This is a genomic window from Micromonospora sp. Llam0, assembly GCF_003751085.1.
Lineage (GTDB): Bacteria > Actinomycetota > Actinomycetes > Mycobacteriales > Micromonosporaceae > Micromonospora_E.
In genome coordinates this window covers 3,215,440-3,230,225 of the sequence record NZ_RJJY01000001.1, presented here as the reverse complement: position 1 = coordinate 3,230,225, position 14,786 = coordinate 3,215,440, and the positions used below count along the sequence as shown (strand labels likewise).

Annotated in this window: 4 protein-coding genes and 1 pseudogene; all 5 read left to right on the top strand. The window is 66.4% G+C overall.

What is annotated here, in order from left to right; genetic code table 11:
* Positions 1 to 13 precede the first annotated feature (13 nt).
* The 5 genes and pseudogenes from EDC02_RS14000 (at position 14) to EDC02_RS13980 (ending at position 14,745) form a co-directional block, all read left to right on the top strand.
* Positions 14 to 418 (top strand): hypothetical protein, encoded by a 405-nt coding sequence (locus EDC02_RS14000; protein WP_148083458.1) that lies wholly within the window; start codon positions 14 to 16, stop codon positions 416 to 418.
* Positions 408 to 1,598 (top strand): DUF6346 domain-containing protein, encoded by a 1,191-nt coding sequence (locus EDC02_RS39540; RefSeq protein ID WP_148083457.1) that lies wholly within the window; start codon positions 408 to 410, stop codon positions 1,596 to 1,598. Before EDC02_RS14000 ends, EDC02_RS39540 begins: the two co-directional genes overlap by 11 nt.
* A gap of 643 nt (positions 1,599 to 2,241) precedes the next feature.
* Positions 2,242 to 3,566, top strand: a pseudogene (locus EDC02_RS13990) (aldehyde dehydrogenase).
* Between the two features lie 785 nt (positions 3,567 to 4,351).
* Positions 4,352 to 7,945: a LamG-like jellyroll fold domain-containing protein gene (locus EDC02_RS13985; protein WP_123604769.1), complete on the top strand. Its 3,594-nt coding sequence runs from the start codon at positions 4,352 to 4,354 to the stop codon at positions 7,943 to 7,945.
* Positions 7,946 to 8,217: 272 nt separating this feature from the next.
* Entirely contained in the window at positions 8,218 to 14,745 is a 6,528-nt protein-coding gene (locus EDC02_RS13980; RefSeq protein ID WP_233605908.1) for an RHS repeat-associated core domain-containing protein, read from the top strand.
* Positions 14,746 to 14,786 lie beyond the last annotated feature (41 nt).

Here is a 14,786-nt window from a genome sequence, read left to right as displayed (position 1 = left end):
CGGGAGTGCGCCGTTGAGCCGTCGCGGGCGCGGCGTCCTGCTGTTGTTCGAGGCCCGCCACACGATGAACGTCCACACCGTACCTGTCGGCCCCGTCAGACCGCCCGGCTACTGGCAGTCCGAGGCGGCGCTGCACGTCTTCGAGTTCGGCCTGCTCGGCGGCGGTTACGTGGCGGCGGTGGACGTCTTCCTCGCCAGGCTCCGCCGCACCGGCGACCTGCTCGACCGCCCGGAGCGGGTGCTCAACCGGCGGCAACGCAAGGCACTGGCCGAGCCGTTCGGCAGTATCGACGACGTCGAGCTGCACCTGTGGGCTTCGGTCGCCTACCGCAACGCGATCTACCTCGCACTGGGCGGCCAGGCGGCGTTCGCGGAGCACCTACGAAGCCAGGGCCAACTCCGGACCCGTGGACAGTAGACCGGACAGAGGGCTTGCGCTGAGCAACAGACAGGATCTGGACAAGGCCGAACGTGATGCTCGATCACGCGAGATCTTGATCTGGCAGCGGTACGGACCGGTGCTGTACCGGCTCCGCCTGCTGTTCTTCGCGGTCGTCACCCTGGCGGTGGCGTACGTGTTTTCGCTCATTTACCTGACGGCGCTTTCCTTCTACCCGGGAACCGGTGTAATTCGTCCGTACGGCCCGACCGAGCGGCCCGTCCAAGCTGCCGTCGAGGAGTGTCGTCGGATAGGTCCGGTCAGCGACCATGGACTGGGCTACTGGTGGGTCTGCCGGATCTCGGTCGAGCGAGAGGGCGGGCAAGGGGCCGAGGCGGTTGTCGGAGGATCCATTGCAAATCCGGGGCAGATTGGAAAAGTTGTCACCCTTAAAGAGGCATGCCATGACCCGGACGGAACCGAATGCGGCTACGGTAAGTCGGTCCCTCGCGTACTCGAACTTCTCTATGGATGCTTTCAAATTTTTGGTAGGACGGTTGGTGCCTTCTTTCTGGTAGTGGCTGCACTTTACTTGTTCCGGGCTTTTGTGGGCGCCCCGACTTACTTTCTGTTGCTTGATAAATGGCGAGAGGTGAAGGGGTGGCCTGGTGTCAGGCGGGTTGGAGCAACGGTGACTGTCCGGCGGGGTGAGGACATGACGTTGAGCGGTCGGGGCGAGATCGATTCGCTGCTATGGCAGCTGGATGATCCGGTGCAGCTGGAGCGGCCGGCCGGGTTTGACTACGCGGCTGAGCAGGCTCGGTTCGCGGCGCTCGTCGCCGATGTGGGGGCTCGCTTCGGTTGTGTCTGCACGGTCGACGCCGGCATGAATGTCCAAGACGCCAGCTATCTCGGGCAGTTGGAGATCCCGGCGTCGGCGACGGCCACGGAAACCGAGATCTTCGTTCGGGTGAGCAACTTCGGTGGGCTGGCTCTGCTCGGTGCCGAACGTCCCGGGGTCTACGACGATGAGGAGACCCGAATTCTCATCGCATATGCAGACTGGCGAAAGGTCCTGGAAGTCCTGACTAATCATGGCTATGTGGTCCTGTTAGAGGACGCCTTGTCGCGTCCCTACGACGGCACGAGCGATGCCTTGCGGCGCGCATACCCGACATACCCGGCCACGTGGTTCACGCGCTACTTCGACCACCTCTGAGCGCGGCTAGGTACCGTGTCGCCTGAATGTCGCGCACCGAAGATCCTACGGCTGACGTGATCGGCCAGGGCTGTCAGCTACCCGGCTATGGTGCAGCGAGCTTGCAGCCTTGCCGCTGCCCGCCGCAGAGGCTCCGTCATGACGCCCGTGAGCGCGGACCCTCACAAAGCAATTTTCTGATCAGACGGAATTCGATGGTGGATGATTGCGGCTCTTGTGCGCGTCGCCGGGCCTTCTCTCGGGGGCCCTTCCCAGCCCGCCCCACGGTGGGCCGAGACCGGCGCGGTCGAGTGCCCGGCTCTAGCTGTTCCCATCGGCGGCAGCTGGGCCACAGCAACCGACCGGGCGGGCCCAACGCTGGGACGCAGGGGCCTTGGGCCGTGGCACGTCGACCAGAGCACCTACCTGGAGCTGTCATGTACTGCGGTTCGTGTCAGCGGCTGACATGTATGACGCTAGCTAACGAAAGATCGGCAACCCAGGGAGAGTGTGATGGCCGAACCAGCAGAGACCGTCCGGGTCCACGACCGCTTCTACATCGACGGCAGGTGGGTCGAACCCAGCTCTGACGCCATGATCGAAGTGATCGACTCGGCGGACCGAGGAGCCGTTCCTCCGGGTCGCGGCGGCGCAGCAGCCGGACATGGACCGGGCGATCGCCGCCGCCCGCCGGGCGTTCGACGAGGGCCCCTGGCCCCGCCTGTCACACCGGGAGCGGGCGGACTACCTCCGCAAGCTCGCCACCGGCATCAAGGCCCGGACCGAGGACTTCGCAGGCATGTGGGCGCGGGAGACAGGCGTGCTCTACAACTTCGCCGTACGGATCGGCGCGATGGCCGAGCACAGTCTGAACGGTTACGCGGACCTGGCCGAGACGTTCGCCTTCGAGGAACCGGGGCTGCCCAGTATGTGGGGCGGCTCCGGGATGCTGATCCGGGAGCCGGTCGGCGTGGTCGGGGCGATCTACCCGTGGAACGGCGCGCTTGAGTACATCGTGCACAAGGCCGGCCCGGCGCTGCTCGCCGGCTGCACGGTCGTGTTGAAGTCACCGTCCCAGGCCCCGGGCGAGGCGTACCTCGTCGCCGAGATCGCCGACGAGATCGGCCTGCCACCTGGGGTCCTCAACATCGTGACGGCGGACCGGACCGTCGGCGAGCAACTCGTCACCGACCCTCGGGTCGACAAGATCACGTTCACCGGCTCGACCACGGCGGGCCGGCGGATCGCCGCGCTCGGCGGCCAGCGGGTCGCCCGGGTGACCCTGGAACTCGGCGGCAAGTCGGCCGCCGTCATCCTCGCCGACGCCGACGTCGCGGGCGCCGCCCGGTCGCTCGCCGGCATCGAATGCTTCCAGTCCGGCCAGGTGTGCGCCTCACTGACCCGGATCATCGTGCCGCGCAGCCGGCACGACGAGATGGTCGAGGCCATCGCCGCCGTGTTCCGGGAGGTCCGGGTCGGGTCGCCGTTCGACCCGCAGACGCAGATGGGGCCGCTGGCGTCCGCCGCGCAGCGGGAGCGGGTCGAGGGGTACGTCGCCAAGGGCGTCGCGAGCGGGGCGACCCTCGCCGCTGGCGGCGGCCGGCCGAAGAACTCGACCGTGGCTGGTTCGTCGAACCGACGGTGTTCGGCAACGTCGACAACTCGTCGGTGATCGCCCAGGAGGAGATCTTCGGGCCGGTCCTCAGCGTGATCCCGGCGCAGGACGAGAAGGACGCCGTACGGCTGGCGAACGACTCCATGTACGGCCTCAACGCCGCCGTGTTCACCCCGGACACAGACCGGGCCCTCGCCGTGGCCCGGCAGTTGCGCAGCGGCACCGTCGGGCAGAACGGCTTCAAGCCCGACTTCGGCATCGCCTTCGGCGGCTTCAAGCAATCCGGTATCGGGCGGGAGGGCGTCCGGGAAGGCATCCGGGCGTACCTGGAGACCAAGACCGTCATCCTCGGTGACGCCGTGGCGATCGGCTGAGCCGCAAGCCGTGGCCAGGCTGTGGGCCGCCCGACCGGGTCACCGGACCGGGCGGCCCACATTGCGCGCGGGACGGGCCGTCGTCGGGGACGTACCAGCCACAGCGGGTCGGCGAGATAGCGGGCGGCGACCTCCACCGTGCCGGGCTGGTTCTCCGCCCAGAGATCCGCCGGCAACGCGTCCTCGCGATGGGTGGTGGCCCAGCCCAGCATGGTGAGCCGGCGCAGCATCGACAGGGCGCAGGCCACGTCGAGGTCGGCGGTGCGCAGCGGTACGTGCTCCTGATAGCCGGCCAGCCACCGCGCCGCCATCTCGCGGGCCTCCGCACGATGCTCGTAGAACGTCAACGCGGCCCCGAAATCGTAGAGGTAGTAGCCGTACCCGCAGTCGTCGAGATCGATGACGGTCAGCGCATCCGCGTTGGTCATGGCGTCCGAGTGCGTCGCGGTGAGTAGCTGGGACGCAGGGGGCGAGCGCCCCGCTCTACGGGAAGTTGCTACGTATCAGAGCTGCCGCCTTCAGGATCGCGAGGCGAGTCGGCGGCGCGTCGGGAACCGGCGCATGCCGACGCAATCGCGCCGGATGTGATCCAAATCATAATCCATGAACGTCGATCAAATGGTTGCTACCGCGAGTGATCGATCCATGTCCAAGGTCTTCAATATCGATGAACATAGATCAGTTGTGAGATTCGCGGTTCCGTCATGCTGCAGCGGGGGTAACCCAGATCGGTTCGGGGCCGTACAGTCGCCGCCACTGATAGCTCTATCCACGGGGGGTGTGTGTTGAGGGTTCGGTGGCGGCGTGGTTTGTCCGCTGGGGTGACGGCTCTGGTCGCTGTCGGGATCATCGCTGTTCCAACACCGGAGCAGGTCGCCGCACAGACGCCAGAGTGCGTGGACGTGGCCGGCTCTGAGGTCGAGGCGACAACGCTCGCGGTTGCGTGCGGCCAGCCGGTTGTGGTGGACGGGTCGCGAACAGAGCTCGCCGAGGTAACCGCGTTACCGGACGGTCGGTTGCGGTTCGTTTCGGCGGTCGTGCCGCAGCGCACGCGCAGGGGCGGCATCTGGGCCGACATCGACCTCGAACTTGCTCAAGGTGGGGACGGGCTGTGGCGGCCCGAGGTGTCGGTCGCGGATGTCGCCTTTTCGAACGGCGGTGACGGCGCGATGGTGACGCTGGTGCGGGACGGGCGAACGGTCACGCTGTCGTGGCCGCAGACACTGCCCCCACCGACGGTGTCGGACGACTCGTTGACGTACCCGAACGTACTGGACGACGTGGACCTAGTGGTGCGGGCGACGCGGACAGGTTTCACACACGTCCTGGTGGTGAAGACCCCAGCGGCCGCGCAGCTTGCGGACGTACGTGCGGCGCGGTTCCGAATCGGCGGCGACGTGGATGTTGTTCCGGGGCAGGACGGAGGACTGCGGGCGATGGCGGGGTCGGTTGTAGTTGCCTCGGCGGAGCCAGCGGTGATGTGGGATTCCCGAGTGGATCTCCCGGGCGACCTTTCAGCCCGGGGACTGCAGGCGGAGAGCACGCAGTCGACGGCGACGGAGGCCGGAGACGCGGCTCGGATCGGCTCGGTCGACGTCGAGGTTTCCGAGGGCAATCTGGTGCTTCGCCCGGATGTGACGCTGCTGGACGATCCGGACGCGGTGTACCCGCTGTTTGTGGACCCGGCGTGGTCGGTCTTCAAGAACAAGTGGGCGTACGGGACGAACAACGGGTCGTCGAACTCGGACCTGAGCGCCGCGCGGGTGGGGCGTAGGCCAGACACCGGTGATCTGTACCGCTCATACTTCCAGTTCCCGACGACGGCCAACGGGGTGTCGCTCAAGGGCAAGCACATCGAGTCCGCGTACGTCCAGATGAAGCTGGACCACTCGTGGTCATGTGGGCCGACAGTGGCGTCGATGTACCTGACTCCGGCGATCAACGCGACGCCGAAGGCGAGTTGGTCGGCGATGACGCTGACATCGTTCATGAGTTCGGCGACCGGTAACGCGAATGAGGCAGGTGGATGTTCGTCGATCCAGCCGGACATGATCATGAACTTCAGCGGGTCAGGCACCACCAACCAGGTACAGGCTGCAGCGAACAAGAATTGGAACTCGATCACCGTGGGGTTCACGGCGCGGGCAGCCAACGGGTCGGGGGAGTCGACGCAGGATCGATGGAAGCGGTTCTTCCCCAACAACGCGAAGCTGTTCGTCGACTACGACACCAAGCCCGGTGCTCCGCACACCTTGCAGGTCGCGGGTGTGAGCTGTGGCTCCAGCGTGCTGAGGATAGGTACGCTGAGCCCGACGTTCTCTGCGGTCTTCCCCGATGGCGACAGCAGCGACTCGTTGACCGGCGCCTTCGAATGGATCGAGGTACCGGCTGGGGGCATAGGCGCGGTGACCGACACGACCCCGGCCCGCAAGAGCCCGCCGCCAGCGAAGACGGGAATCACCCCGAATAGTCGTGCCACGAGTTCCGCCGTGGCGATCACATCCGGCCGCACGTACGCGTTCCGGGCCAAGGGAACCGACAAACCCCCCTACTCGATCACCGGCCCGTGGTCGTCGTGGTGTCAGTTCATCCCGGACACCACCGCGCCGCCAGTGCCCACCATCACCCCAGGTGCAGCGGGGGAGCCGGGTAGGACCATGACCTTCGCGCTCAGCACGACCACGACGGACGTGACCAAGTTCCGCTATGGCTGGTCCAACCCGCCGACGACCGAGGTCGCCGCCAGCGGCACCAACCCGAAGACGGCGACGGTCAACGTCACCGTGCCGAGCTTTGGCCAGAACACCTTCTGGGTGCGCGGCATCGACGCAACGGGCAACCTCGGCAACATCGGATCCGCCACCTTCACCGCTCCCCGCTCCGCACCGGCCGTCGCCAAATGGGGTTTGGAGCAGTACCCGGGCGTGGATCAGACCGAGGCGCTCGCCGACCAGCAACCCAGCCTGGCAGGCGAGACCAGCCTGGGCACCTCCGACGTCAGCTGGACCGACGATGTCCGCATCATCGGTGGCCAAACCTCCTCGTTCAACGGCACATCGAGTCATGCGTTCACGACTGATCCAATTGTCGACCCGGCAGCTTCGTTCTCCGTCTCCGCCTGGGTAAAGCTGGGGAATGCCGGTGACACCCTTCCCACCGTGAACCGGATCGGGGTGACCCAGGACGGAGCCTTGAACGGCAGCTTCGTGCTGGGATATCACGCAGGCACCCAGAAGTGGTCCATGTGGATGCACAGCGACGATACTGCAACGACGACGACGTTCGGCTTGGTAAATTCTCCATCGCCGGTTGTCATGGGCTCCTGGACGCATTTAGCCGGCGTGTATGCTGCGACCAGCAGGACGTCGACGATATATGTAAACGGACAAGCGCCGACCTCGGCGGCGGCCACAGGTATGCAGCCTTGGCCGAACCGACAACGGATTGTAATTGGTCGGGAGCTCTGGAAAGGCTCCCCCGTCAACTTCTGGTCCGGTGAGATCGCCGACGTCCAGGTATTCGACAGGGTGCTGGTGCCGCACGACTTTACCGGCATGCTCGCGCACGACCCGATGTCGAGCGGATTCCATGAGCCCGGGATCCTGACACCAGTGCAGGTAGGAAACTGGGACTTCGAGGCTGCGACCCCCTGCTATCTGGCAGATTTGAAGGACACCTGCGAGGCCCCTGACACGGTGACGGCCTGGGGCCGGTGGCTGGCGTTGACACGGGGGTCTGCCGTGGGAACAGGCTACTCCGCCAACGGCTCCGGACTGTGGCTCGACTACGAGTACTTCCCAGATGAAGGCTACACCGAGAGCACTGCGGAGTACGCCAGGAGTGCGGAGAAGGCGGGCACCACGCCGCCGGACACCGATGGTCTGGAGTTCACCCAGTGGCAGGACCGGGCAGTCCTGCGTACTGACCAGTCGTTCACGATGTCGGCCTGGGTGATGCTCGATCGACTCGATGGCATGCGGACAGCGGTGTCCCAGCGGGGGGTACATGAGAGCGCCGGCTGGCTCAAGTACAGCTCGGATGTGGGCAAGTGGCAGTTTGCCATCAGTGACGAAGATGTCATCACCACGTCGACGGCCAGCATCAGGTCGACGTCGGCTGCTGAGGAGGGCGTGTGGACTCACCTTGTCGGGGTCTACGACGCAGAGCGGAACCAGATTCGCCTCTATGTCAACGGTGAACTTGAAGGGGTTACGCAGAACATTTCGTTTACCCCGATGGTCTCGACCGGCCCGCTACTCGTGGGTCACACTCTGTGGAAGGACGAGCTGATGGATCAATGGACCGGCGGCATCGACGAAGTCGCCGTGTTCCAAGGGGCGCTGACGGACACGGCGGTGTCCATGCTGTACGAGTCGTAGTTCCCGTTCGTGGCCAGAGTCACGGCCCGGTCTCGACCTCTGTCGACCGTCTTGACCGGCCGCATCGATCGGATTAGGCCGCAAGGCCTGAATCTTGCTGGATCTTGTACATGTCGATGTGACCGATCTACTCCACTGCGCCGTGCGGCTGTCCTTCCGGGGGAGAACACATGATGTCTGCACAATCTGCCCGAGCTCCGTGGCAGCGACGACGGAAGTCTCAGCGGGCGAGCCGCCTACGCCGGTGGATCGCGGGCCTGACGGTGGTGCCCGTGGCGGCGTCGCTGCTGGTCGGAGTGCCGGCTCAGGCCGCCGCACCGGCGGCAGAGCCGGCGCCGCCCCAGGCGGAGAAGCTGGACTCGCATGGCGGTCCGGTCACCGGGCGGGCGTGGACACAGAACCTGGTACGGGAATCGCCGGTTCCCAAGCCGCTGTGGCCGGCGGCCGGCACCGCTCGGGTGGAGCTCGACTCGCCGAACCCGGCTGGCCGGGGCACCAGGGCGGGTACGTTGCCGGTGTGGGTCACCCGCGGCGACGGTCCGGGTGGCATCCGGGCCACCAGCGTGAACGTACAGGTGGTGGCCCGGGGATCGCTGCCGTCAAGCTGGCGTGACGGTCTGGTGCTCAAGGTCGCGGCACCGGCCGGAGCCGCAGCCGGCACGGCGAAGGTGACGGTGGATTACAGCTCGTTCCGGTACGCCGTGGGCGGGTCCTGGGCATCGCGGCTGCGCCTCTGGCAAGTCCCGGCCTGCATGCTGTCCACACGCGAGATACCAGCTTGCCGATCGGTGCCACTTCCCACGACGAACGATCTCGGCGCGGGAGTGGTCACCGCCGAGGTGCCCGTCGCCGCCACGACCGCAGCGCTGCCCGAGCGGGGTCGGCAGCCGGGCGATGTGGCGGCTCGGTCGAGCGGCTCCTACCTCGTCCTGGCGGCTGCCGGTTCGGGTGCGGACGGCGACTTCACCGCGACCACGCTGGCCCCGTCGTCGACCTGGACGGCAGGCGGCTCCTCGGGTGACTTCTCGTGGAGCTATCCGCTGCGAACCCTGCCAGCTGCCGGTCCGGAGCCTTCGATCGGCCTCGCCTACTCCTCGTCCTCCGTCGACGGCCGATCGGAGGTGACGAACAACCAACCGTCGTGGATCGGGGAAGGCTTCGACTACTCGCCCGGCTTCATCGAGCGCCGGTACGTGCCGTGTGCCGAGGACCGAAAGGTCGCCGGCGCGAACAACGCCCAGGACAGCGGCGACCAGTGCTGGCGCTCGGACAACGCGACGATGAGCCTCAATGGCCGTAGCACCGAGCTCGTGTTCGAGAACGGCAAGGGCTGGCATCCGCGTTCCGAAGACGGTTCCAAGATCGAGAAGCTGACCGGTGCGACGGGTAACGGTGACGACAACGGCGAGCACTGGAAGGTGACGACCAGCGACGGCACGCAGTACTTCTTCGGCTTGCACTCGTTGCCGGGCCACACCTCGAAGACCAACTCGACGTTGGCCGTGCCGGTGTTCGGCAACCACGCCAACGAGCCCTGCCACGCCACGACGTTCGCCAACTCCGACTGCCACCAGGCGTGGCGGTGGAACCTCGACTACATCGTCGACGTGCGCGGCAACACCATGTCGCTGTGGTACGGCAAGGAGACCAACAAGTACGCCCGCAACGACACCGATTCCGACGACGTCTCCTACGATCGTGGGGGATACCTGACCCGGATCGACTACGGCACCTACGACCGTACGTTGGCGACGCACGGCGTCGCCGAGCGCAGCGTCAACCCGTACGCGCAGGTGGTGTTCGAGACGGACATGCGGTGCTTCTCGAGCTGCGGCACCGAGTCTAATCCGGTCGAGGAGTCGTGGAAGGACACTCCCTGGGACCAAGAGTGCGAGGCGTCGGCCACATCGTGTCCGCAGCAGTACTCGCCCACGTTCTGGACGACGAAGCGGTTGAAGAAGATCACCACCAGGGTGTGGGACACCACCAAGACCACCCCGGCCTGGCAAAACGTCGAGTCATGGACCCTGTCGCACACGTTCGCGGCGACGGCGGACTCCACGCACACCGGTCTGTGGTTGGACAGGATCGATCACGCGGGGCACGTCGGCGGCACCATCAACCTGCCGCCGGTCACGTTCGAGGCCGTGTCGCTGCCCAACCGGGTGTTGACCGCGCACGGCACGACCGACAACTGGCTGCGGATCTCCAGCATCGTGACGGAGACCGGATCCCGGATCAAGGTGGACTATGCGGAGCCGGAGTGCACCGAGGCGATGGTCCAGAACCTGAACCCGCACACGAACACCAAACGGTGTTACCCGGTACGGGTGCCGGACCCGGCCGACCCGACCGGCCAGCAGCTAATCACCGAATGGTGGCACAAACACCGGGTCGAGCACGTGGCCGAGGACGACGTGCAACTCACTGACGGACACCAGGCACCGTCGAAGCACACCTGGTACGAGTACGTGGGCACGCCGGCGTGGCACTACGCCGACGACGACGGTCTGACCCGGCCCGAACGCAAGACGTGGTCCCAATGGCGTGGCTACGCCCAGGTCAAGACCCGGGTCGGTGACGACTCGGCGACCCGGACCCTCGCGGTCACCACCTTCATGCGGGGGATGCACGGCGACAAGGCCAGCCCGAGCGGAGGCACCCGCAGCGTGACGGTCCCGGCCTCGTTGGGCTCCGAGACGGTCTACGACCAGGACCAGTTCGCCGGCCAGGTGCGGGAGCAGGTCGTCTACAACGGGGTGGACATCAAACCGGTGTCGAAGACGGTCAACGTACCGTGGCGATCGAATCCGACCGCGAGCCGGACGATCAACGGTGACACCGTCGACGCCCGGTTCGTCGAGACCCAGGCCACCTATACGGCGACTGCTCTGGGCGTCGACGGCAGCCGCGGCTGGCGGACCTCGCGGGGCAGGAAGAACCTGGATCACACGTACGGCACGGTCAACTGGTCGCAGGACGACGGCGACATCAGCGTCCCCGGCGATGAAAAGTGCATCACCTACCAGTATAACCGCAACACCGTCAAGAACCTCACGACCACGGTGAAGCGGACCACCACCACCGCGCTGGCCTGCGGCACGAACCCGTCCACGGTCGACGACGTGATCTCAGACGCGCGGACCTACTACGACGGCGCCGGCAGCGTCGACACGGCACCGACCTTCGGATCGGTGACGAAGACCGAGCAGCTCAAGGACTGGGTGGCCGGTACCGGCACCGTCTGGCAGGTCGTGTCGCAGGGCGGCTACGACCACACCGGCCGGCCGGTGAGCACCACCGACATCAAAGGCAACGTCACCACGACCGCGTACACGCCGGCTGTCGGCGGCCCGGTCACAAAGGTGACCACGACCGGCCCGGCGCCGTTCAACTGGACGTCGTCCGTCGACACCAACCCCTACTGGGGCTCCACGGTCAGGGCGATCGACCCCAACAACCGGGCGATCTCGGACGTCGAGTACGACGCGCTCGGACGCGTCAGCAAGGTGTGGGGGCTGGGCTGGACCAAGGCCGCCAACCCGACCACCCCATCGGCCCAGTACACATACACGTTCGCCCCGGGCCGGGACGCCTATCCGTCTGTCAGGGCACAGACGCTCAACGCAGACGGAAACTACGTCACCTCGTACGAGATCCTCGACGGGTTGCTGCGCCCCCGACAGACCCAGACCCCAGCAGTGAACGGAACCGGGGACCGGGTGGTCACCGACACGATCTACGACAGCTTCGGCCGCGCCGCGGTTTCCTACGGGGCACACGCCGAACCCGGGGCCGCGTCCGGCACATTGTGGTGGGAGCCGGAATGGTCCGTCCCCGCCGTCTCCAAGACCGTATTCGACCGGGCGTCACGCCCCACGAACACGATCTTTCTTTCCGGTGACGGAGTGACCAACCTGGTCGAGAAGTGGCGCACGGTTACCGATCACGAGGGCGATCTGACCAAGGTCACTCCACCGCAGGGCGGCACCGCGACCACCACGGTGACCGACATCGAGGGCCGCGTCGTCCAGCTACGTCAGCACACCACCACAGCCGGAGTCGACGGGGCCTACCAGGAGACCGAGTACGTCTACAACCGCAAGGGCCAACTGGTCCGGACTCTCGACCCGGCCGGGAACCGGTGGGTCAACGAGTACGATGCCAAGGGCCGCCTCTGGCGCACGACGGACCCCGACAAAGGTGCGACGACCAGCACCTTCAACGACGAGAACGACCTGGTCCAGACGACGGACGCCCGAGGCGAGGTGCTGTGGTACGGCTACGACGCGCTGGGCCGGAAGAAGGAACTGCGGGACGATTCCGAAACCGGGCCACTGCGCGCCGAGTGGAGGTACGACACCCTTTACACCGGGCAAAGCGGATTCAAGGGCCAGCTCACCCAGGCGATCCGCTACGAACCGGCCGGTAGCAGCAACGCCTACCGGTGGCAGGTACGTAGCTTCGACGACCGCTACCAGCCCAAGGGCGTCAACTACGTCATCCCCAGCAGCGAGACCGGCCTGAGCGGGACCTACATCTACGCCTACGCATACGCGCCGGCGACCGGTGCTCCGACGTCCATCTCGTATCCGGAAGGTGGTGGCCTCGTCACCGAGCAAGTCACCACCGACTACGACGCCACCACCGGGATGCCCGTCCGGCTGGACACCAGTATCACCGGTTCCGTCGGCACGATGGCCACCGGCACCTACACGGCGTACGGCGAACGCAGCGGTGCGATCTACAAGATGCCCGGCGGCACCTGGACCCAGGGCGCCGTCTACCGGGACGAGGCCACCCGCCGGATCACCCGCACGACTGTGGGGCGGGAGACCATCGCTGGTACGGTCTCCGACCGCAACTACACCTACGACCACAGCGGTAACATCACCTCCATCGAGGAGAAGCCGCAGATTGGTCAGGCCGACACCCAGTGCTTCCGGCAGGATCCGTTGGGCCGGCTCGCCAGCGCCTGGACCCCGCAGACCGGGGTGGCCTGCCAGACCGATCCGACGGTGGCGAACCTGGGCGGTCCGGCCCCGTACTGGCACGACTGGACGTTCGACTCCACGGGCTCCCGGCTGACCGAGACCAGCCACACCGCCGGCGGCGACACCACCCGCAGCTACACGGTGCCGACGGGTGGCCAGGGTGTGGTACGCCCGCACGCCGTCACCGCGATGACCACCCAGGCACCAGGTCAGAGCGGCGTCGTCAACGCCTACGCCTACGACGCGGCCGGTAACACGACCTGCCGGCCGACCGGCACCGCCGCCAACAACTGCGGCACCGGTACCAACAGTCAGACCCTGGGCTGGGACGCCGAGGGCAAGCTGGCCACGGTCTCGGCCGGCGGCCAGACCATCGAAACCAACATCTACGACGCCAACGGGGTCAGGATCATCCGCCGCGACAGCAGCGGCACCACTGTCTACCTGCCCGGGCAGGAGATCCGCCGCGAGGGCGGCGTCAACACCGGCACCCGCTACTACAGCTTCGCCGGCACCGTCTGCGCCTCCCGTACGGGCGGATCGGCGGCTACCAACCTGACCTGGCTGTTCAACGATCATCAGGGCACGCAGCAGATCGCGGTGAACGCCGGCACCCAGGCCGTATCCGTGCGTCGACAGACCCCGTACGGGGTACCGCGCGGCGCGAGCCCGACCTGGGCCAACAACAAGGGTTTCGTCGGCGGGGACATCGACCCCACCGGTCTGACCAACATCGGTGCCCGGCAGTACGACCAGACGTTGGGCCGGTTCATCTCCGTGGACCCGGTCCTCGTCGCCGACGATCCGGACCAGTACAACGCATACCAGTACGGCGGCAACAACCCGGTCGACAACGCCGATCCGACCGGCATGTACTACACGGAGAACAGCGACGACACCGGCGACCGCGGCTACGTCATGTCCAACGGCACGACCAAGATCGTCAAGAAGTACGTGCCGCCTGCCTGCACCGGTGAATGCCAGCAACGACGCGAGGCGGTTCACAGGGCGATCGACGAACGCGTCGAAGCGGAACGCAAACATCGCGAATGCCAGGCCAGCTTCTGGTGCCGCAACAGTCAACGAGCCAAGGACTTCGGCTCGGGTCTCGTAGATACCGTAGTGCAGAACGCCGATGTGGTGGGCGTGATCGCGGGCGTGGCTGTCGGGCTCACCTGCACGGTGGTGACCGGCGGCAGCGGGGCGCTCCTGTGTGGTGCGCTCGGCGGCGCGGTCTCTGGGCTCGTCACCGGCGGGCTAAAGTGCGCGGGTGGTCACAAGAGTCGATGTTCGGCAGGTAGTCTCGCTCGAGACGCAGGCGTCGGTGCCATCCTGGGACTTGCGGGTGGCGCCGCCGGTGCTGCTCTCGGCGGTGCCTTCGGTGGCCTTGCCGGAGGAGGCGTGCGGGGCTTCCTACCTGGCGCTTGGACTGCCATCGCCGGATTAGGCCGTGGTACGGTCACGGCCGCGCGTCAAGGCACGCCAGCGGCGGTGAGCCGGGCGATCGGGGGATCATCGAACAACAACCTCGGCACGTTCATAGCCGGCAGTCGCCATCATTGGGCTGCGGACGTGCACGCAGCTGGTGGAGGTTTCAGAGGACATGCAGCGGTTGCCTTGGACACGGGTCGTATGATGGTACAAGGTACTGTGTCACCGAATGGTCTTGGGGCTGGAGTTGTTGGGGCCGTAGCTCCAACGACGTGGGATGACCTGGTACAGCTTTGGAGCGGAAGGTACTCCTTCAACCCGGCAACCGCAGGGCCGCAGATTGTTGGCGGCTTGTTGGGAGGGGGTTTCGACTGACTGGTCGGTTGAATTCGGACAGAATCTCGCGTGACTATCGG